Origin of the sequence: Streptomyces sp. NPDC056144, from assembly GCF_042264145.1 — a bacterium.
In the GTDB taxonomy this organism is placed as follows: Bacteria; Actinomycetota; Actinomycetes; order Streptomycetales; family Streptomycetaceae; genus Streptomyces.
The window spans coordinates 201,378-221,339 of the sequence record NZ_JBHJVF010000002.1 but is presented as its reverse complement, the minus strand read 5'-3'; the positions used below and the strand labels follow the sequence as shown (position 1 = coordinate 221,339).

At 71.8% G+C, this 19,962-nt stretch carries 16 protein-coding genes; 7 read left to right on the top strand and 9 right to left on the bottom strand.

The features are described 5' to 3' along the window. Positions 1 to 18: 18 nt before the first annotated feature. From ACFC0Z_RS07540 to ACFC0Z_RS07505, 8 genes are all read right to left on the bottom strand, one after another. Positions 19 to 1,326, bottom strand: a complete 1,308-nt coding sequence (locus ACFC0Z_RS07540; protein WP_376433830.1) for a beta-ketoacyl-[acyl-carrier-protein] synthase family protein — start codon at positions 1,324 to 1,326, stop codon at positions 19 to 21. Positions 1,327 to 1,363: 37 nt separating this feature from the next. Then, positions 1,364 to 2,635: a beta-ketoacyl-[acyl-carrier-protein] synthase family protein gene (locus ACFC0Z_RS07535; RefSeq protein WP_376433828.1), complete on the bottom strand. Its 1,272-nt coding sequence runs from the start codon at positions 2,633 to 2,635 to the stop codon at positions 1,364 to 1,366. Between the two features lie 25 nt (positions 2,636 to 2,660). After that, positions 2,661 to 3,083, bottom strand: coding sequence for a holo-ACP synthase (gene acpS / locus ACFC0Z_RS07530; protein WP_376433826.1), 423 nt, complete (start codon positions 3,081 to 3,083; stop codon positions 2,661 to 2,663). A gap of 61 nt (positions 3,084 to 3,144) precedes the next feature. Then, a complete protein-coding gene (locus tag ACFC0Z_RS07525) occupies positions 3,145 to 3,558 on the bottom strand; it encodes an acyl carrier protein (protein WP_376433824.1) in 414 nt (137 codons plus the stop codon). 75 nt (positions 3,559 to 3,633) lie between these two features. After that, the gene (fabD, locus tag ACFC0Z_RS07520) at positions 3,634 to 4,623 is read right to left on the bottom strand and encodes an ACP S-malonyltransferase (protein ID WP_376433822.1); all 990 of its coding nucleotides are present in this window, start codon (positions 4,621 to 4,623) and stop codon (positions 3,634 to 3,636) included. After that, on the bottom strand, positions 4,620 to 4,901 hold the full coding sequence (locus tag ACFC0Z_RS07515) for an acyl-CoA carboxylase subunit epsilon (protein WP_376433820.1): 282 nt from the start codon (positions 4,899 to 4,901) through the stop codon (positions 4,620 to 4,622). Before ACFC0Z_RS07515 ends, fabD begins: the two co-directional genes overlap by 4 nt. Continuing rightward, a complete protein-coding gene (locus ACFC0Z_RS07510) occupies positions 4,898 to 6,442 on the bottom strand; it encodes an acyl-CoA carboxylase subunit beta (protein WP_376433818.1) in 1,545 nt (514 codons plus the stop codon). The genes ACFC0Z_RS07515 and ACFC0Z_RS07510 overlap by 4 nt, the downstream gene beginning before the upstream one ends. 319 nt (positions 6,443 to 6,761) lie before the next feature. Then, the gene (locus ACFC0Z_RS07505) at positions 6,762 to 8,699 is read right to left on the bottom strand and encodes a BTAD domain-containing putative transcriptional regulator (RefSeq protein ID WP_376433816.1); all 1,938 of its coding nucleotides are present in this window, start codon (positions 8,697 to 8,699) and stop codon (positions 6,762 to 6,764) included. Positions 8,700 to 9,409: 710 nt separating this feature from the next. Between ACFC0Z_RS07505 and ACFC0Z_RS07500 the strand changes: the two genes are divergently transcribed. Continuing rightward, positions 9,410 to 9,994: a hypothetical protein gene (locus ACFC0Z_RS07500; protein ID WP_376433814.1), complete on the top strand. Its 585-nt coding sequence runs from the start codon at positions 9,410 to 9,412 to the stop codon at positions 9,992 to 9,994. A 63-nt stretch (positions 9,995 to 10,057) separates the two neighbouring features. Here the strand turns inward: ACFC0Z_RS07500 and ACFC0Z_RS07495 are convergent, their stop codons facing one another. Next, entirely contained in the window at positions 10,058 to 10,918 is an 861-nt protein-coding gene (locus ACFC0Z_RS07495) for a helix-turn-helix domain-containing protein (RefSeq protein ID WP_376433812.1), read from the bottom strand. Between the two features lie 758 nt (positions 10,919 to 11,676). Between ACFC0Z_RS07495 and ACFC0Z_RS07490 the strand changes: the two genes are divergently transcribed. The 6 genes from ACFC0Z_RS07490 (at position 11,677) to ACFC0Z_RS07465 (ending at position 19,915) form a co-directional block, all read left to right on the top strand. Further along, the gene (locus tag ACFC0Z_RS07490) at positions 11,677 to 12,456 is read left to right on the top strand and encodes an alpha/beta fold hydrolase (RefSeq protein WP_376433810.1); all 780 of its coding nucleotides are present in this window, start codon (positions 11,677 to 11,679) and stop codon (positions 12,454 to 12,456) included. 104 nt (positions 12,457 to 12,560) lie between these two features. Continuing rightward, complete coding sequence (locus ACFC0Z_RS07485; RefSeq protein ID WP_376433808.1) at positions 12,561 to 13,253, top strand: type 1 glutamine amidotransferase domain-containing protein; 693 nt, start codon at positions 12,561 to 12,563, stop codon at positions 13,251 to 13,253. Between the two features lie 168 nt (positions 13,254 to 13,421). Continuing rightward, positions 13,422 to 14,123, top strand: coding sequence for a phosphoribosylanthranilate isomerase (locus ACFC0Z_RS07480; protein WP_376433806.1), 702 nt, complete (start codon positions 13,422 to 13,424; stop codon positions 14,121 to 14,123). Next, complete coding sequence (gene upp / locus ACFC0Z_RS07475; protein ID WP_376433804.1) at positions 14,123 to 14,794, top strand: uracil phosphoribosyltransferase; 672 nt, start codon at positions 14,123 to 14,125, stop codon at positions 14,792 to 14,794. The genes ACFC0Z_RS07480 and upp overlap by 1 nt, the downstream gene beginning before the upstream one ends. A 186-nt stretch (positions 14,795 to 14,980) precedes the next feature. Continuing rightward, a complete protein-coding gene (locus ACFC0Z_RS07470; RefSeq protein WP_376433802.1) occupies positions 14,981 to 15,667 on the top strand; it encodes an NAD(P)H-dependent oxidoreductase in 687 nt (228 codons plus the stop codon). 60 nt (positions 15,668 to 15,727) lie between these two features. Beyond that, positions 15,728 to 19,915 carry an amino acid adenylation domain-containing protein gene (locus ACFC0Z_RS07465; RefSeq protein ID WP_376433800.1) on the top strand — a complete coding sequence of 1,396 codons (4,188 nt, stop codon included), beginning with the start codon at positions 15,728 to 15,730 and terminating at the stop codon, positions 19,913 to 19,915. Positions 19,916 to 19,962: the final 47 nt, after the last annotated feature.

Here is a 19,962-nt window from a genome sequence, read left to right as displayed (position 1 = left end):
CAGGGGCTCCTCAGCCGCTCACGCCGGCCGGGACAGGGTCAGGGCCACGGCCTGTCCCTCGATGCCCCGGGCCAGCGCCACCGCGTGCTGCGGACGGGTCTCCCGGGCGCTGCCGCGCACGAGGTCGAGGCCGGCCGCGCACACCGGGTCGGGACGGTCGAGGTTCAAGGTCGCGGGCACGACCCCGTGGTGCAGGGCCAGCGCGGCGACCGCCGCGTTCAGCGCGCCGCCGCCGCCGACCAGGTGCCCGGTCTGCGGCTTGGGCGTGCTCACCGGCACCGAGGAGGCCGCCGGCCCGAGCGCGGTCCGCAACGCGGCCGCCTCGCTCGCGTCACCCGACCGCGTCCCCGAGCCGTCCGAGGCGATGTAGCCGACCTCGCCCGCCGCCAGCCGCGCGTCCTCAAGCGAGCGGCGCACCGCCCGCGCGAGCCCGCGGCCCTCGGGGTCCACGGCCGGCGGCGTCCGCCCGTCGTGCCCGGCGCCGTAACCGGTCAGCTCGGCGTAGATCCGCGCACCGCGCGCCAGCGCCGCCTCCTTCTCCTCAAGGACCAGCAGTGCCGCGCCCTCACCGGGAAGCCCGCCGCTGCGGCCCAGGTCGTAGGGCCGGTACGCGCCCTGCCCCTGCTCGTTGCGGGTGGTCAGGATCCCGAGCCGGTCAAGGAGCGTCATCGACCACCAGCTGGTGGCGTCGTCGTAGCCGCCGGCGATCGCCACGTCCGCGTCCCCGCGGCGCACCGCGCGCATGGCCCGGCCGATGGCCGTCGCCCCGGCGTCCGCGTACCCCGCGAAGAAGGTCGACGAGCCGCGGATGCCGTACGTCTGGGAGATGTTGAACACCGCCCCGGCCGGCAGCCCTTCGACGAAGAACAGCGGCGGCATGATCACATCACCGTGCCGGGCCAGGTGCTCCAGGTCGGCCGTCCCGTCCGGGCGGCGGATCACCTTCAGCTCCTCGATCAGCTGCTCCATGCGGCCCAGCGACTTGTTCCCGCCGAGATACAGTCCCGCCCGGTGCCCGAGCTCCCCGCCGCCGTTGTGCTTGTGCGCGAGGCCCGCGTCGTCGAGCGCGAGGCGGGCGGCCGCCAGCGCGAGCCGGTCACCGCGGTTGACGGTGCGCAGCTGCCGCTTGGTGGCGTACCGCTCGGCGTCGAAACCGGGGATCTCGCCGCCGAGCCGGGTCTGCAGCGGCTCGGGGTCGTACTCCCGGATCGGGCCGATCCCGCTCTCGCCGGCCACCAGCGCCTTGAAGTTCGCCTCCGGGCCCTCGCCCAGCGCGGTCAGCAGGCCGATGCCGCTGATGACGACCTGACGTCCGCTGCCGCTCATCGCGCTCCTCCTGCGTGTCGCTGTCGGATGGTGGTGGTCATCGCTTCTCCTCGTAGCGGCCCACGACCAGCCCGACGTTGGTGCCGCCGAACGCGAACGCGTTGACGAGCGCGTGCCGCACCTGGCGCGTGCGTGCCGTGTTCGGGACGAAGTCCAGGCCGAGCCGCCGGTCGGGCGTCTCCTGGTTGATGGTCGGCGGCACCACACCGTGGTTGATCGCCCCGACCGCGGTGAGCAGGCTCAGCGCCGCGGACGCCGCCGTGAGATGCCCCGTCATCGACTTCGGCGAACTGATCACCAGGTTCTCGGCCGCGTCGCCGAACACCTTCTTGATCGCCGTGGTCTCCGACAGGTCGTTGCCCGGGGTGCTGGTGCCGTGCGCCACGACGTAGTCGATGTCGCCCGGCTGAAGGCCGGCGTCCGCGATCGCCGCCTCGATGGACTCGATGGCCCCGCTGCCGTCCGGCGGCGAGTCCGTCATCCGCCACGCGTTCAGACTGGTGCCGTAGCCCAGGACCTCGGCGAGGATCTTCGCCCCGCGCGCCCGGGCCGACTCCAGCTCCTCCAGGACCAGCACGACACCGCCCTCACCCAGGACGAACCCCGAGCGCTTGTCGTCGAACGGGCGGCTCGCCCGCTGCGGATCGTCGTTGTACTCCTTCGTGAGCGCGCCCAGCAGACCGAAGCACAGCACGTCCAGCCAGGTCGTCAGCGAGTCGTAGCCGCCCGCCAGCATCAGCTGGGCGTCACCCTCCTGAATCGACCGGAACGCCTCGCCGACCGCGTGCCCGGACGCCGAGCAGGCCGTGGACACGCCCAGCATCGGCCCCGTCGCGTCCAGCATCCGCGCCATCGCCGCCGACGCGATGTTCTGGCTGTAGGCCAGCGACGCCTTCGGCGAGAACGTGGAGAACGCGTCCGCCCGGCCCGTCGCGTCGCGCTGCGCGCCGACGTCCACCAGCCACTGCAGCGGCGGCCGGTCCACACACGCGCCCATGGCCACACCCATGTCCGCGCCCTCGTACGTGGACCGGTCCACCCCGGCGTCGCGCAGCGCCTCCCACGCCGCGCCGACACCGAACGTCCCGGGCCGCAGCAGATCCCGCAGCCCCACCGAGGACGGCACCGCGTCCTCGACCCGGTACTCCTTGACCTCGCCGGCGATCGTCACGTCGAACCCGGTGGTGTCGATCGTGGTGAGCCGGCCCACCCCGCTGCGCCCCTCGACCAGCCCCTGCCAGGTGCTCGGCGCGTCGTTGCCCAGCGGCGTGACGGCACCCACACCGGTGATGACCACCCTGCGGCTCATCGCGGCGCCTCCGTCTCGTCCAGCCTCATGCCGTTTCGTCTCCTTCTCCCGTATGCGTGGTGTGGACAGGCGTGTCGTGCGGGGGCGCGGGCTGGCACACCATCACGGCGTGCGCGACGGCAAGCCCGCCGCTGTGGCTCAAGGTGATGTCCAGGGACGCCATCCCGAGGGACCGGGCGACCACCTCGACCTCGCCGTACAGCCGCACCATGGGACGGCCGGCGCGGTCGTTGACGACCTCGATGTCCGTCCATTCCATGCGCGGACCCATGCCGGTACCCAGGCTCTTCAGCACGGCCTCCTTCGCGGCCCACCGGCCGGCGAGGTGCTCACCGGCCCGCTTGCGCCGGTAGCAGTAGGCCAGCTCGCGAGCGGTGAACACCCGCTCCCGAAGCTCCGGCTGAGAAGTCATCAGCTCCTCGACCCGGGAGACCTCGGCCAGGTCCATGCCGGTGCGCACCCGCAGCGGCGGCGGGGCGGTGGCGTGCGGTGACCCCCCCGCCCCCCGCTCACGCAGCGGCCGCGGCGAGGGCGGCACGCTCAGCCACCAGATCCGTCAGGTTCTGGACGGTGAACAGGGTCAGCACTTCGTCCGCGGTGATCTTGCCGGCGAGCTCGGCGACGTCGATCTGCGGCAGCGACTTCTTCAGCTGGTTCAGCCCGACCTCGTTGATGATGTCGTTCTCGTCGGCGAACTCCTCGTCGGGGATCCCGCCCTGGAGCAGCTCGGCGATGTCCGACACCTTGATCTTCACGTCCGCGGCCTTCTCGATGCGAAACAGCACGTCGAGCAGGTCGATCGACTCGGCGTCCAGATCGCCCAGGAGCGTCGCCTCGGGCACCGCCTCCTCGACGTCGATCCCGAGCGCGTCGGCGACCGCCTGCTGGACGATCGCGCCGAAGTCCTTACCGTCGTACGACATGTCTCTCAACCCTTCGTAGAAAATTGCCGGATAAACGAACCGCCACGGGCACGGCCACGCCGCGCACGGGGCGCGTCAGGCCACCGGCTCCGGCCACTTCGCCGGTGCCAGTTCGCCGTGGAGCGCCGTGAGCCGGCGCGGGTCTCCGGTGGATCGGGTACGGGCCTCGCCCAGCGTGCGGCGGGCCAGCCCGCTCAGCACCCGGCCGGGCCCGATCTCGGTGTACGCGCCCACCGGGTGCGCTGCCGCGGTCCGCAGCACCTCCACCCAGCGGACGGGGCCCGTGAGCTGGCGGCGCAGCAGTTGCCTGGCCTCCTCGCCCGAGCGGACGTAGGTGCCGGTGACCGAACTGATCACGGGCAGCACCGGGTCGGCGAACGCGTGGGCCGACAGCGCCTTCGTGAACTCCTCCTCCACCGCCGACATCAGCGAGCAGTGGAACGGGGCGCCCACGTCCAGACGCACGACCTTCTCCGCGCCGGCGTCCAGCGCGCTGCGGCCGGCCGCCTCGACGGCGTACTCGTGCCCCGAGATGACGGTCTGCAGCGGCTCGTTGTAGTTCGCCACCTGCACCAGGCCGACGTCCCCGGCGCTCGCGCAGGCCGCGAGCACGTCCTCCGCCGGCAGCCCGAGGACCGCGGCCATCGCCCCGGGCACCTCACGGGCCACCTCGCCCATCAGCCGCCCGCGCAGCCGCACCAGCTGAAGCGCCGACTCCAGCGTCAGCACCCCCGCCGCCACCAGCGCCGGATACTCGCCCAGACTGTGCCCGGCCGTCGCCGCCGGCCGGTAGCCGGCCGACTCCAGCAGCTCCCACACCGCCAGGCTGGTCGTCGCGATCGCCGGCTGGGTGATCTCGGTGCGGCCGAGCTCCTCGGCGCTGCCGCTCACACAGATCTCCGACAGCGGCAGACCGAGGATCTCGTCGGCGCGTTCGAACAGCCGCCGCGCCGAGGGATAGGTCTCCAGAAGATGCCGGGCCATGCCGGGCCGCTGCGAGCCCTGCCCGGGGAACATCGCCAGGCACCCGGTCTCCGTACCGCCGGGGCCGGTCCAACCGGTCATCGCTTCGTCCTTTCACGATTCGTCGCACCGGTGCGCTGCCAGCCGGCCGCGTCCGGCGCCTCTGCGGGAGGGGTACGGTGCCAGCCGGCCGGCCGGCCCCAGCGGCGCTCGTCGCCGGGCGGCGGCGCCAGCTCACCGGGACCACCGCGCAGCGCGGCGAGCACCACGAGCAGTCCGGCCAGCTCCTCCGGCGTCGGGTTGCCCCGCAGCACCGTCAGCGGGACCGTTCCCGGCGTGCTCCCCGGGCCGCTGCCCGGGGTGCTTCTCGGGCCGCTCACAGCGGCTCGTTCCCGTGCTTGCGCAGCGGCTGCCGCGACCGCTTGGTCCGCAGCATGTCCAGGGACTTGATCAGCACCCGCCGGGTCTCCGCCGGGTCGATGACATCGTCGACGTGCCCGCGCTGAGCGGCGACGAAAGGATTCATCAGCTGCTCGGTGTACTCCGCGACCAGCTCCTTGCGCAGCTTCTCCGGCTCCGCCGCCTCACGCAGCTGCCGCCGGAAGATGATGTTCGCCGCACCGTCCGCGCCCATCACGGCCGTCTGGTTCGACGGCCACGCGAACGACAGGTCCGAGCCGATCGACTTGGAGTCCATCACGATGTACGCCCCGCCGAACGCCTTGCGCAGGATCACCTGCACCCGCGGCACGGTCGCCTCGCAGTACGCGTACAGCAGCTTCGCACCGCGCCGGATGATCGCGTTGTGCTCCTGGTCGGTGCCCGGCATGAACCCCGGCACGTCCACCAGCGTCACCAGCGGAATGTTGAACGCGTCGCAGGTCCGCACGAACCGCGCCGCCTTCTCCGAGGAGTCGATGTCCAGCACCCCGGCCATCGCCGCCGGCTGGTTGCCCACGATCCCCACCGTGTGACCGTCGAGCCGCGCCAGCGCGCACACGATGTTCGGCGCCCAGGACTCCTGCACCTCCAGGTAGTCCCCGTCGTCGACGATGTGCCCGATGACCGTCCTGATGTCGTACGGCGCCCGGTCGTCGACCGGCACCAGCTTCAGAAGTTCCTCGCACCGCCGGTCCGGATCGTCCCCAGGCCGCTCGTACGGAGGCGTCTCGGCGTTGTTCGACGGCAGGTAGGAGAGCAGCTCCCGCACGTTCTCGAAGCAGAACTCCTCGTCGGGGGCGACGAAACTCGCCACACCCGTCCGCGTGCCGTGCGTGTACGCACCGCCGAGCTCCTCGTGCGTGACCTTCTCGCCCGTCACCGCCTGCACCACGTCCGGCCCGGTGATGAACATGTTCGCCATGCCCTCGACCATGAACGTGAAGTCCGTCAGCGCCGGCGAGTACACCGCACCGCCCGCACACGAACCGAGCACCACACTGATCTGCGGCACCACACCCGAGGCACGCACGTTACGGGCGAACAGCTTCCCGAACCCCGCCAGCGCGTCGATGCCCTCCTGGATCCGGGCCCCGCCACCGTCGTTGAGACCGATGACCGGCGCGCCGACGGAATCGGCGAAGTCGAGCAACTGGTGGATCTTCGCGGCGAACGTCGCACCCAGCGCGCCGCCGCGCACCCGGGCGTCGTGGGCGAAGACGAAGACCGTACGGCCGTCGATCTCACCCCAGCCCGTGATCACGCCGTCGCCCTCGGGGTGGGAGTTCTCCATGCCGAACCCCACCGCCCGGTGCTCGGCGAACAGGCCCAGCTCGGTGAAGGTGCCCGGGTCGAGCAGCTTCTCGATCCGCTGGCGGGCCAAGAGCTTGCCCTTGGAGAGATGCCGGGCGTCGGCTTCCGGGTCGTGCCCGAAATGTGCCTGCGCCCTGCGGGTGGCGAGCTCGCTGGTCAGATCGGTCATCGTGGCCGCACGTGCCGGTGTCGCAGGCCGGCTGTCCGAGTCGGTCCTGCCGAGGTCCGGCAGCACGGCTGCGGGAGTGTCCGGAGGCGTCATTGCGGTCCCACTCCTTCCTGCCCTGTCGCGTAGGTGGCTTCGAGAAGGACTCTCCACCGCCCCGGTGGGAGCGGGACTGGAGCGCCTCTTGAAGACCGGTGTACTGCCAGGTCGCCCGCTGTACGGCCCCGCCTTGCACGGCCCCGTCCCGTACGGGCTCCGCCGTGTACGGCCCTGTCTTGTACGGGCTCCGCCGTGTACGGCCCTGTCTTGTACGGGCTTCGCCTCACACGGCCAGGGCCCGGCCGGGACGCAGCTCCGCCTCCCGTACGGCCCCGCGCCCCGCGCCCAGCTCCTGCGCGAAGCTGCGCTGCAGCCCGTCCAGCCGGTAACGGGTCGGCAGCTCCGCCCCCGCCGGCTCCGCCACACTCAGGAAGTGCGCCTCCACCAGCTGCTCACAGGCGTCCTCCACCGCCGCGAAGTCCTTGCCCAGGACCGGGCACGCCACCGACGCGTCGAACTCCGACACCGGCAGATCACCCAGGCACCGCAGCGCCTCGCGCGCGTCGTGCGGCAGCGCCTTGAACGAGGCGGTGAAACTCGCCCGCACACTCAGCGAACTGTGCGCCAGCTCGTCAAGACGCCGCCCCTCGTCGCTGAGCCGCTCCGCGTACCGGCTCAGCGACCAGTGCGGCCGCCCGTTCAGCCGCAGCGCCGCCGCCCGCAGGGCCAGCGGCAGCCCCCCGCAGTACCGCGCGATCGCCGCCGCCGCCACCGGCTCCCGCTCGACCCGCTCCGCCCCCAGCATCCGCGCCAGCAGCCGCACACTGTGCCCGTGCGGCAGATCCGGCAGCGCCAGCACCCGCGCCCCCAGCGGCAGCCCCAGCCGCCCCCGGCTGGTGACCAGCACCGCGACGCCCGTACTGTCCGGCAGCAACGGCTGCACCTGCGCCTCGTCGGCCGCGTCGTCCAGGACCAGCAGCAGCCTGCGCCCCGCCAGCGCCAGCCGGTACACCTCCGCACGCTCGTCGGGATCGACCGGAAGCCCCCCGGGATCCGTCCCCAGCACCCGCAGCAGCCGGCCCATCACCGCGTACGGATCCGCCGGCCGCACCCCGCTGCCCCGCAGCGCCGCGTACAGCTGCCCGTCGGGAAACGCCGACCGCAGCCGGTGCCCCAGCCGCACCGCCAGCGCCGTCTTGCCCACCCCGCCGCCGCCGACCACCACCACCGCCGGCGGCCGCGCGTCACCCGGCCGCGTCAACGTCCGCTGCATCGAGTCCAGTTCACGCTCCCGCCCGGTGAAGTCAGGCAGATCCAGCGGCAGCATCTGCGGCACCTGCGGACCCGACGCCGCCGCCACACCCGCCACGGGCATGGGTACGGGCCCGGCGGCCGCCGGCACCGCGTTCCCGCCCGGCGCCCCGCCGGCCGCCCCGCCACCGGAACCCCGCTCGGCGGGCGCCGCGGGAAGCCCGGCCACGTCCCCGCGCAGGATCGTCTCGTACAAACGCTGCAGCCGCCGCGAGGGATCCGTCCCCAGCTCCTTGGCGATCAGCCGCCGCATCGACTGGTAGTACTCCAGCGCGTCGACACTGCGCCCCTCCAGATACAGCGCCAGCATCAGACGCTCGCACAGCTGCTCCGACAGCGGATCGGTCAGCAAAGCCGAACGCAGCTCCGCCAGCACCGCACCCGGCCGCCCCAGACGGATCTCGGCGTCCGCCCACTGACTGAGCGCCTCGTGATGCAGCTGCCGCAGCGTCTCGCGCAGCCGCGCCGCCCAGTCGCCCTGCATCCCGCCGAGCGCGTCACCCCGCCACAGACGCAGCGCCTCCTGCAACAGCACACTGCGCTCCCGGTCCCCGAGCCCCTCCTGCTGGGCACTCTTCAGCAGCCGCCGGAACCGCACCAGATCCACCGTGCCCGGATCGACCGAAACCTGATACCCCGCAGGCGTGCGCACCAGACCGACCGGCTCGGGCAGATCCGCCGACGCGCGCGCCAGCGCCCGGCGCAGCCGCGTGATGTAGGTGTGGACGACATTGCGCACCCCCGCGGGCGGCATGTCCCCCCACACCCGGTCGACCAGGGACTCCAACGTCACCGGCCGTTCCGGATCGACCAACAGGACGCCCAGAATGCTGCGTTGACGCGCAGGACCCAGATCGGCCAGGGCACCGCCCGTCCACAGCTCTATCGATCCCAGTATCCGGAGCTCCATCGAAGATCCCCCATCCATCAGTGTCCGGAAAGCTAACCTCCGGCCGGTGCAGCGCCCCTTGATTCCCGCTCTGCCGACCCCGGCCCCCGCCCGCCGCGGGCGACGGGGGAGCAGCGGGGACACGGGAGGGGAGCGGAGCAGGCCGCACAGGGCTGACGAGGGGGCCTGGAGCGGGCGAACTCCCTTGACGCACAACGCCGTTCAGGGCGCGGGATCCGGGGGCCGCTCAGCGCTTGGTGAGTTTCGGCCAGACTTCGGTACATCTTCACCAGAGCGGATGACTGACATTTATCGTAGCGGTCGGCAAGATCGGGACTCGATCAGCCGAACTGGGGCCGACTGACACGATCAGGACGGGAGCGGCACAAGGGATGCGTACTACGGGGGAACCGGGCGCCACACCTTGCACGCCATCCGCTCAGCCGCCCCAACGGGCCCCACGGACGCGACCGGGAGCCGCGCTCCGGAGGTGACCGCCCCGGACCGGGCCCGCCCCGCGCACTGTTCACGCGGAGCCCGCGCGCGCGTCACCGGCACATGCGCAACGTAGTCCCAGAATGCCGACAGCGTGGTCGCACCATGCCCGCGCGCCCATGCGAGGCCACAAGTAGCCGTGCGTAGAAGGGGGAATGCGGAATGCTCAGGTCAGGCCGTTCAAGAACCCGGTATCCAGGCCCCAGGAAGCGGAACGACATCGCGGGATGCGCGGGATGAATTCACTGCCCCACCACGGAAATACCGCATCGGGAATCCTCGCCGGTTTATCCCGCCATCCGGGCGCCGACCGGCTCCACGCCCAGGCCGAACAGGAAAGTGAACACCTCATCGCCTCCATGCCCTTGCCCGACCCCTTCGACCTCGACCGGCTCGTGGGAAACATGGCCAAGGCCAGCGGCCGGCGCATCGTCATGAAACCGATCCCCCCGCACCTGGCGGGAATCGACGGCGCCTGCGGCCTCCTCGTCCGCCACGACACCCATCCCCTCGACCTGATCCTCCACCCCGAGGGCTGCTCCCCTTCCCACGAACTGGAATTGAAGGTGCATCAGCTCGTGCACCTGTGGGCCGGGGACAACACCGGAGTCGTCCGGCCTCCCGGAGCCGCCCGCCCGCGCACGGTGGCGCCGTCCGGCACCCTCACCGCCCCCGATCCGCTGGAGCGCGACGTGCTGGTCGAACTGCGGGCCGACAAGGCGGCGCGGTACATCAGCCGCAGACGCCGGCAGCGGCCCGTCGGCGCGGGTTCGGCCCTGCGCGTCTCACTCCACAGGGGAACACCGGCGATCGGTCCGTGAACACCCCTGAAAAACGGGCAGAGTTAAGGGGGTGGGCGCTGGTCGTTCGGGCCGGGGGAGGGGCTACGCCGGGCGCCCGTTCTCGTCGCCGGCGAGGATCTCCCGCATCGTCTCCCCGATGAAGGCCCGCAGCTCGTCCCAGGGCTCGCCGGGCACGTCCTGCCCCGCGCCGCGCGCGACCATCACGGTGAACTTGTTGCGCACGGCCCGGGTCGACAGGATCAGCGAGTCGACCTCGGGATCGTCCTGCCGGAAGTAGACCGGCGGCACGTCGAAGGCGAGCGCCAGCGCGTCGAGCACCTCACCCGCCGGCTCGGCGACCTCCCCGGCCCGCAGCGCCCGGACCGCCGCCTCGGTGAGTACCTCCGCGCCGGCCTTGCGGTTCCCCTCGGCCGCCAGGTGCGCGTCGGAGGGCGCCTGGCCCCCGTAGACCTCCCTGCGCAGGGACTCCAGCTTCCGTGCGACGCGGGCGCCGTCCTCGGAGGGCTCCGGCGCCGGCTCCTCGGGCTGCCCGAAGGAACGCCTCTGGGCGGCGAGGAGTTCGGCGCGGGTCACCCCGTAGGCGGCCGCCAGCGCCGCCACCGCCTGCTCCGACAGCGGCCGCCGGCCCTGCTCCGCGGCCCGTACGGGCATGGGGGAGGAGGTGTTGGTGTGCTGCGCCGTGTCCGCCTGGGTCATCCCCGCGTCGCATCTCAGGTCGGCGAGATTCGGCGGTCCGGAGCGCGGAAAGAGTTCGTCGAGATCGGCGTCCAGAAATGCGGCGATCGCCGACAGCCGTTCCGGAGGGGGAGACGCCAATCCCTTCTCCCAGCGATAGACGGCGTTCACCTTCACGTGAAGCCCGACGGCCAGGCTGGTCTGTGAAAGGCCTTTGGCGACACGGAGGCGACGCAACTTATTGCCGTCGAACACGCGGTCGGGCATAGGGGGTACTCCATAGCGATGAGGTGTGAAGAAATTATAGGGCCTGGCTGGCGGAAGGTCTTGATATCCGGGTCTTCGGCATAATCTTGTGACCCCTCGGGGCATGTCCCGCGCGGCTGTGCGGGCAGACCCCTCCGATTGCCGCGAGGCGCAATTCCCCCTTTTTCGTCCCCCGCGCGGCGGCGGGCGCGGACGGATCCCCTTTCCCGCCGGACGGGCGCTCCGGCCGCGCGACGGGGGGCGGTTGCCCGGTCGCCGGCCCACCTTCGCGCGATCCGGTCGAGTCACCCTCGCGCGATCCAGGAGAGCTTGACGGGATCTCGGGAAGTAGATAAATTCTACTCCAGGTGATCGGGGTCGTGGTGTCGCACGGCCCTCCCACCTCAAAGGCCGGGGAGATGGCACGAGTTCAGCGCCCTCTCCCGGGTCCCCGCAGCGTGCCCGCCCCTCGCAACCGCATGTGCGCCACGTCCGAAGAACCGGTGCGGCAACACCGGCCCTTTTCGGGCGCCACGGTCGACGGCCCACTTTTTCCGGGCCCGCCCCATCCGTCCGGTCCTGGACCACACCGGACGGCGTTGCCGAAATTCCCGCGTATCCGCACGGGCGGAAATGCGGAGGCCTGCTCGCGCCGCACAACGGCGCAGCGGACCGGAATGCGACGAAAACATTCCGGGCAACCCCTCCGTCGCCCTCCGCCGGATATCCGGTCCCTTATGTTCCCCTTTTTTTCACGTCGTCACAGGAGGCGATCCGTCATGCCCGCCATCTCCGTCGGTAACTCCCGCATCCACTACACCGTGACCGGCGAGGGTCCGGCCCTGGTGCTGGTGCACGGCGTGGGCAAGGGCGGCCAGGTCACCTTCGGCCACCTCGTCGAGGAGTTCGCCCGCCGCAACACCGTCATCCTCCCCGAGCTGTCCGGCAGCGAGGCCGCGACCGACGACGGCACCCCCCTGACCGTCGAACAGCTCGCGAACGAGGTCGCCGCCGTCATCGAGCACGCCGGCCTCGGCCCCGTGGACCTGGTCGGCTTCTCCCTCGGCGGCGCCGTCGTCGCCGCCACCGCCGCCCTCCACCCCGCCCTCGTCCGCCGCCTCGTCCCCGTCGGCGGCCTGGTCAAGACCGACCTCTACATCGAGAACCTCATCGGCCTGACCCTCAGCCAGAAGCACGACCCCATGGCCTTCGGCCGCGTGCTCAGCACCACCGCCTTCAGCCCCCGCTTCGTGCGCAGCCAGCCCAGCCTGAAGGATGTCGAGAACCTCGGCGCCGAACTCAGCCCCTCCCAGGGCCGGATCCGCCAGCTCGAACTCCTCGTCAACGTCGACATCCGCGACCTGGTCGGCCAGGTCCGGGCCGAGACCCTCGTCCTCGCCCCGTACCCGGACTCCGCCGTCCCCGCCGAGCACTCCCGCGAACTGGCCGCCGCCATCCCCGGCGCCGCCTACACCGAGATCGACAGCGGACACATGGTCATCTTCGAGAAGCCGGTCGAATTCGTGAAGCTTGTCCAGGACTTCATCCACAAGGTCTGACCCACCCGGCCCTCACCACCCCCACCCCGGGCGCGGCCCCGCCCCTCGGCAGGGCCCGCCCCACCACCCCAGAGCACACCCCACAGCGATTCCCGGGAGGAACCATGGCCAAGATCCTGCTCGCCGTCAGCAGCCACGACACCCTGGGGGAGACCGGCGAACGGACCGGCTACAGCGTCTCCGAGGCCGCCCACCCCTACAACGTCTTCACCGGCGCCGGCCACGACGTCGACTTCGTCTCCGTGCGCGGCGGCGAACCGCCCGCCGTCGTCTTCGACGGCGAGGAGAACGACCCGGAGATCACCGGCTTCCTCGCCGACGAGACCGTCAAGGCCAAACTCGTCGCCACCCGCCGCGCCGCCGACGTCGACCCCGCCGCCTACGCCGCGATCTTCTACGTCGGCGGCCACGGCGCCATGTGGGACTTCCCCGACTCCCCGGACCTGGCCCGCATCGCCATGGACATCCACGGCCGCGGCGGCGTCATCTCCGCCGTCTGCCACGGCCCGGCCGCCCTGGTCAACCTGCGCCTGCCCGACGGCACCCCCCTCGTCCAGGGCCGGAAGGTCGCCTCCTTCAGCAACGAGGAGGAGAACTCCCTCGGCCTCGTCGAGGTCATGCCCTTCCTCCTGGAGGACCGGCTGAAGGAAACCGGCGCCCTGCACACCAAGGCACCCATGTACGAGGCCCACACCCAGAACGACGGCCGGGTCGTCACGGGGCAGAACCCCGCCTCCGCCGCCCCCGTGGCCCGCCTCGTCCTCGCCGAACTCGCCCGGGCCGCCATCACCGGCTGAACAGCCCCCCGCCGAACAGCCCCCGGCCGAACGGTCCTTGGCCCCAAAGCCCCGGGCTGAACGGCCCCGCGCTGAACCGTCCCCGGCGCGCATCCCGCCGTCACCGCACCGCATCCCACCCGTCGCAGACCGGCCCCGGCCCCGCGGCCCGGGCCCAAGGAGGCAGACATGTACGGCTTGATCCAGGTCGCCGGCGTCATCGACCAGTCCGAGGCCGACCTCATCATCGAGGAGGGCACCGACTGGCTCGGCTTCGCCCTGCGCCTGCCGGCCAAGAACGAGGACCTCACCGAGGCCGACGCCGCCGCCATCGTCAAGGCGATCCAGCCCGGCACCAAGGGCGTCATCATCACCTACCTGACCGACGCCGACGAGATCGCCGCCTTCTGCTCCGACATGGGCGTCGGCGCCATCCAGCTCCACGGCGACGTCACCCCCGCCGAGCTGCGCCGCCTGCGCACCCTCGCCCCCGACCTCTACGTCCTCAAGAGCCTCGTGGTGAAGACGGACAACATCGACGAGCTCCGCGAGATCGTCGAGAGCTCCGCCGAGTGGGTCGACATGTTCATCACCGACAGCTTCAACCCGGCCACCGGAGCCAAGGGCGCCACCGGCCTGACCCACGACTGGGCCGTCAGCGCCGAACTCGTACGGATCTCGCCCAAGCCCCTCATGCTGGCCGGCGGCCTGACCCCCGAGAACGTCGCCGCCGCCATCGAGGCCGTCCGCCCCGCCGCCGTCGACGCCCACACCGGCCTGGAGGACCCCGCCACCCGCCGCAAGGACCGCCTCAAGGTCCGCACCTTCGTGAAGGAAGCCCGCGCCGCCTTCGCCAAGGTCGCCGCCGAGGACGGACGGAACGCCTCCTGATGGCCACCCACACCCGGCCGCAGACGGGCGTCGTCCACCTCCTGCCCCAGACCGACCGGCTGCGCGCCCTGCACACGGTCGTCCGCGACCGCCAGGCCCGGCGCGAGGAGTTCGTCCCTACCGCCGCCCGCATCATCCGCCAGCTCCTCGACGCCGCGCTCGGCCTGCTCCCGCACGTGCCCCGCGACGTCACCACTCCCGTCGGCCGGACCTACCACGGCCTGGCCCCCGCCGGACCCGTCTACGGCGTGTCCGTCGTCCGCGCCGGCGACAGCATGGAGTCCGAGCTGCGCCTGATGGCGCCCGAGACCCGCCTGGGCAAGATCCTCATCCAGCGGGACAAGGCCACCAAACTCCCGCACCTGTACTACGAGGCCCTGCCGGCCGGCATCGGCGAGGGACACGTCCTGCTCCTCGACCCCATGCTCGCCACCGGCGGCTCCGCGCTCGCCGCCCTCGGCGTCCTCCTCGACCACGGCGTGCCGGAGGAGAACATCGTCTTCGTGAACCTGCTCTCCGCCCCCGAGGGAATCAAGGCCGTCCACGACCGCCACCCGGCGGTGCGGATCGTGACCTCCTCCGTCGAGGAACGCCTCAACGAGAACGCGTTCATGCTCCCGGGCATCGGCGACTTCGGCGACCGCTACTTCGGCACCGACCTGCCCGCCTGAACGAAACGTTTCTCCCCGCCGGAGCGCGCGGCACCCCGCACCCGGTACCCCGTACCCCCGCACGCCGTACCCGGCATCCCGTACCCGGCATCCCGTACCCGGTACTCCGTACCCGGTACTGCGTGCGCCGGGAAACCGCCGCTCCGGCCCCCTCTTCTTCCGGCCTTCGCCCAAGGGAGCACTCCCGTGTCCACCACCGGCGCGTCCTCGCCGACCACGAAGATCTCCATCGTCTACTACTCCGGCACCGGCAACGTCCACAAGCTCGCCCTGGCCGCGGAAGAGGCCGCCGTCAAGGCGGGCGCCGAGGTCCGGCTGCGCCGGGTCCCCGAGTACGTCGACGCCACCCTGGCCCCCGAGTTCACCGAGTGGACCGAGGCCTGGCGGGAGAACGTCGCGGCCATCGCCCACATCCCGGCCGCCGGCGTCGACGACCTGGCCTGGGCCGACGCGATCCTGCTCGGCGGCCCCGGCCGGTTCGGCATGATCCCCGCGCCGCTCAAGCACTTCATCGACCTCGCCTGGCCCCTCAACGCCCGCGGCGGCCTCGACGGCAAGGTCATGTCTGCCTTCACCTCCACCGGCGCCCCGCACGGCGGCCAGGAGGCGACGATCCTCTCCCTCAACACCGTCTTCTGCCACTGGGGCGGGATCATCGTCCCGCCCGGCGTCACCGACGACATCATGAAGACGCCCAGCAACGGCAATCCCTACGGCGTCAGTTCCGTCTCCGGACGCCAGGCGATCCCGGGCCGCCTCGCGGAGAACGTCACCGACGACAACCTCGCCGCCCTCGCCCACCAGACCCGCCGGATGCTCGACGTCGCCGACGCCCTGCGCAGGGGCCGCACCGCCCAAGCCGCCGAACGCTGACACCCGGCCGCTGACATCCGGCCGCCGACCACACGCATTCCGCTTCCAGGGGGACTCACCTTGCCTACCGACGCGTCCGGCCGGGGCCCGGCCATACGCCCCTTACTCCTGCCCGACCTGCTCCTGCGCACCGCCGCCGAACGCCCCGGCGACACCGCCGTGATCAGCGGCGACCAGCACCTCACCTACGCCGAACTGGTCGGGCGAAGCCGAGGACTCGCCGCACGCCTCAGCGAGACCGGCGTGGCGGCGGACAGCTGCGTGGGACTGTTCGTCGAACCCTCCGCCGAACTGGTCACCGGCGTCTGGGGCGTCCTCCTCGCCGGCGGCGCCTACCTGCCGCTCGCCCCGGAGTACCCCGAAGAGCGACTGCGCTACATGATCGAGCACTCCGGTACGAAGGTGATCGTCGCCCACGGCCACCTCGTCGAGCGCCTGACGGCCCTGGCCCCCGCCGGCACCACGATCCTCCGCATCGAAGACGCCGACGCCGCCGCCGACACCCCCGGCACGGACCCGTACACGAGCACGTACACGGACACGGGCATCGACCCCGGCTCCCTCGCCTACGTCATCTACACCTCGGGAAGCACCGGCCGCCCCAAGGGCGTCATGATCGAACACCGCTCCATCGCCTCCCAGATGACCTGGCTGCGCACCGCCCACGGCATCGACCGCACCCGCGTCATCCTCCACAAGACGCCCATCAGCTTCGACGCCGCCCAGTGGGAGGTCCTCGCCCCCGCCGTCGGCTCCCTCCTCGTCGTCGGCGGCCCCGGCATCCACCGGGACACCGAACGCCTCCTCGGCACGATCCGCGCCCACGGCGTGACCACCCTCCAGTGCGTCCCGACCCTCCTCCAAGCCCTCCTGGACACCGAGGAGTTCGACACCTGCGACACCCTCCGGCAGGTCTTCACCGGCGGCGAGGTCCTCTCCCAGACCCTGGCCCGCACCTTCCTGCAGACCCTCCCCGGCTGCGAACTGGTCAACCTGTACGGGCCGACCGAGTGCACCATCAACTCCTCGTCGTTCCGCGTGCCGACCTCCACCCTCGACGACGGCCCCCGCTCGATCTCCATCGGCGCCCCGGCCGACGCCACCGAGTACCACATCCTCGGCCCCGGCCTCACCGAACTCGCCGCCGGCGAGACCGGCGAGCTGTACATCGGCGGCGTCCAGGTCGCCCGCGGCTACCTGCACCGCCCCGACCTGACCGAGGAACGCTTCAGCGACAACCCCTTCGGCCCCGGCCGCCTCTTCCGCACCGGCGACCTCGCCTCCTGGAACGCCGACGGCACCGTCCAGTTCGTCGGCCGCGCCGACAACCAGGTCAAACTGCGCGGGTTCCGGGTGGAGCTCGACGAGATCCGGCTCGCCATCGAGACCCACGACTGGGTCCGGCACGCGGCCGTCCTGGTCAAGGACGACCCGAGAACCGGCTTCCAGAACCTGATCGCCTGCGTCGAACTCGACCCCAGGGAAGCCGCCCTCATGGACCAGGGCAGCCACGGCGCCCACCACCAGTCCAAGGAGAGCAAGCTCCAGGTCAAGGCCCAGCTGTCCAACCCCGGCATCCGCACCACCGCCGACCTGAAGGCCCGTCCCTCCCTCGACCTGCCCGGCCGCACCGCCACACCCGCCCAGCGCGCCCAGGCCTTCGCCCGCAAGACCTACCGCTTCTACGAAGGCGCCGCCCCGGTCACCGAGGCCGACCTCCTGAAGCTGCTGGCCCGCCGCCCCGCCCCCGCCCCCCGCGCCCGCGGCCTCGCCGACCTCGACCTCACCGGACTGGGCGCGATCCTGCGCACCCTCGGCCCGCACCACAGCCCCGACCGCCTGCTCCCCAAGTACGCCTACGCCTCGCCCGGTTCCCTCTACGCCACCCAGGTGTACGTGGAGATCACCGGCTTCCCCGGCATCGCCCCCGGCATCCACTACCACCACCCCGTCGACCACCGCCTCGTCCTGGTCTCCGCAGCGGGGGAGACCACCACCGGGACGCAGAGCGGGACGCAGACAGGGGAGCGGGCCGGGGAGCCGCGGATCCGGCTGCACTTCCTCGGCCGCCACGGCGCCATCGAGCCCGTCTACAAGAAGAACATCAGGGAAGTCCTGGAGATCGAGGCCGGCCACATCGTCGGGCTCCTCGAAGAGGTCCTGCCCGCCCACGGCCTCGACATCACCCCCGCCCCCTTCACTCCGCAGACCAAGGACCGGTTGCGGGTCGCCGCCGCCGACCACTACCTCGGCGCCTACGACCTCGTCCCCTACGCCGGGCCCCGCACCGACCCCGACGTCGACCTGTACGTCCAGATCCACCCCGGCCGCGGCCTGGACAAGCCGCCCGGCCAGTACGTCCACGAGGACGGCCGGCTCCTGCCGGTCTCCCCGGACCTGATCCTGCGCAAGCACGTCATCGCCATCAACCAGGCCGTCTACGACCGGGCCGGCTTCGGGATCTCCGCGATCAGCCGCACCCCCGAACACTGGCGCCGCTACATCGACCTCGGCCGCACCCTCCAGCGTCTGTCGATGAACGACCTCGACCTCGGCTTCATGTCCTCGGGCTACAGCTCCCACAGTGGCGACGACCTGCCCTCCGCCCGCCGCATCGACGCCGTCCTGCGCGACCTGGACCGGCCCCGCGGAGCCTCGTACTTCTTCGTCGGCGGACGCGTCAGCGGCGAGCAGCGCCGCCACGAGGGCATGCGCGAGGACGCGGTCCACATGCGGGGCCCGGCCGAGCTCATCCGCGACGACCTCGTCAACTACCTGCCGGACTACATGATCCCGAACAAGGTCGTCGTCCTGGACCGGCTGGCGACCACCGCCAACGGGAAGATCGACCTCAAGGCGCTCGCCGCCCTGGACACCGTCGACGTCGGCGCCGCCGACCGCCCCTTCGTCGCCCCCCGCGACGAGACCGAACGCCGCGTCGCGGAGCTGTGGAAGCGCGTGATGAAGCAGCAGAGCGTCTCCGTCCAGGACGACTTCTTCGCCTGCGGCGGCAACTCGCTGCTCGCCGTCTCCCTGATCCACCACATCAACCGGGCCTTCGGATCCGGCCTGCCGCTGGAGACCGTCTTCACCTCGCCGACCGTGGAAGGCCTCGCCCGCCGCCTCCTCGGCGACCCGGCCGCCGCCTCCTCCTCGCGCCTGGTCCTGCTCCGGCAGGGCACGGGACGCCCCGTCCACTGCTGGCCGGGCCTGGGCGGCTACCCGATGAACCTGCGGCTCCTGGCCGAACGCCTCGGCCTGGACCGGCCGTTCCTCGGCGTGCAGGCCCACGGCATCAACCCCGGCGAGGCACCGTACGAGACGATCCGGGAGATGGCCGCCCAGGACGTGAAGGCCCTCACCGCCCGGCAGCCGGAAGGCCCCTACACCCTGTGGGGCTACTCCTTCGGCGCCCGCGTCGCGTTCGAGGCCGCCTACCAGCTGGAGCAGGCCGGGCACACCGTCGACCACGTCTTCCTGATCGCGCCGGGCGCCCCCAAGACCCGTACCCCGGGCCCGGACCGGCGCACCGCCTCGTACACCGACCCGGCCTTCGTCGCCATCCTGCTCTCGGTGTTCACCGGCCGGATCGACGAGGAGACGACGGCCCGCTGCCTGGCGGCGGCCGGCGACGAGGAGTCCTTCGCCGACTTCGTCGCCGACAAGGTCCCCGGAGCCGACCGCGACTTCGTCCTGCGGATCATCCGGATCGTCGCGCTGACCTTCGAGTTCAGCTACACCTTCCGCGAACTGCGCGAACGGAAGGTCGCGGCGCCGCTGACCGTCTTCAAGGCGCAAGGCGACGAGTACGGGTTCCTCGACGAGAGCAGCGGCCACCTCACCGCCCCGCCGACCGTCGTCGAGCTGCGGGCCGACCACTACTCCCTGCTCAGGGACCCGGACGTAGACGAGCTCGCGACGGCCATCCGCCGGCGCCTGACGACCCGGAAGGACACCGTCATGCCGCACATCAACATCAAGCACTTCCCGATGCCGCTCAGCGACGCCCAGCAGTCCGAGCTGGTGGCCTCGGTGACCAAGGCCGTGACCGACGCGTTCGGCTGCGACGAGTCGGTGGTGTCGATCGCGATCGAGCCGGTCGACGCGGAGCTGTGGACCGAGGAGGTCTACATCCCGGAGATCCTCAACCGCCGGCACGTCCTACGGAAGGTCCCCGACTACGGCCCCGACACCGACACCGTCACCGTGACCGACACCGTCACCGACGCCGACACCCACACCCACTGAGAAGGCGACCGTGAGCTCTCCCTCCTCCCCTTCCTCCCCGGGCGCCT

Excerpts from the sequence above, each read along its gene's own strand:
- ACFC0Z_RS07500 (WP_376433814.1), top strand. The coding sequence starts at position 9,410 with ATGAATTCACTGCCCCACCACGGAAATACCGCATCGGGAATCCTCGCC.
- upp (WP_376433804.1), top strand. The coding sequence starts at position 14,123 with ATGGCCACCCACACCCGGCCGCAGACGGGCGTCGTCCACCTCCTGCCC.
- ACFC0Z_RS07480 (WP_376433806.1), top strand. The coding sequence starts at position 13,422 with ATGTACGGCTTGATCCAGGTCGCCGGCGTCATCGACCAGTCCGAGGCC.
- fabD (WP_376433822.1), bottom strand. The coding sequence starts at position 4,623 with ATGACCGGTTGGACCGGCCCCGGCGGTACGGAGACCGGGTGCCTGGCG.
- ACFC0Z_RS07490 (WP_376433810.1), top strand. The coding sequence starts at position 11,677 with ATGCCCGCCATCTCCGTCGGTAACTCCCGCATCCACTACACCGTGACC.
- ACFC0Z_RS07535 (WP_376433828.1), bottom strand. The coding sequence starts at position 2,635 with ATGAGCCGCAGGGTGGTCATCACCGGTGTGGGTGCCGTCACGCCGCTG.
- ACFC0Z_RS07485 (WP_376433808.1), top strand. The coding sequence starts at position 12,561 with ATGGCCAAGATCCTGCTCGCCGTCAGCAGCCACGACACCCTGGGGGAG.
- ACFC0Z_RS07495 (WP_376433812.1), bottom strand. The coding sequence starts at position 10,918 with ATGCCCGACCGCGTGTTCGACGGCAATAAGTTGCGTCGCCTCCGTGTC.
- ACFC0Z_RS07540 (WP_376433830.1), bottom strand. The coding sequence starts at position 1,326 with ATGAGCGGCAGCGGACGTCAGGTCGTCATCAGCGGCATCGGCCTGCTG.
- ACFC0Z_RS07510 (WP_376433818.1), bottom strand. The coding sequence starts at position 6,442 with ATGACCGATCTGACCAGCGAGCTCGCCACCCGCAGGGCGCAGGCACAT.
- acpS (WP_376433826.1), bottom strand. The coding sequence starts at position 3,083 with ATGGACCTGGCCGAGGTCTCCCGGGTCGAGGAGCTGATGACTTCTCAG.
- ACFC0Z_RS07505 (WP_376433816.1), bottom strand. The coding sequence starts at position 8,699 with ATGGAGCTCCGGATACTGGGATCGATAGAGCTGTGGACGGGCGGTGCC.
- ACFC0Z_RS07525 (WP_376433824.1), bottom strand. The coding sequence starts at position 3,558 with ATGTCGTACGACGGTAAGGACTTCGGCGCGATCGTCCAGCAGGCGGTC.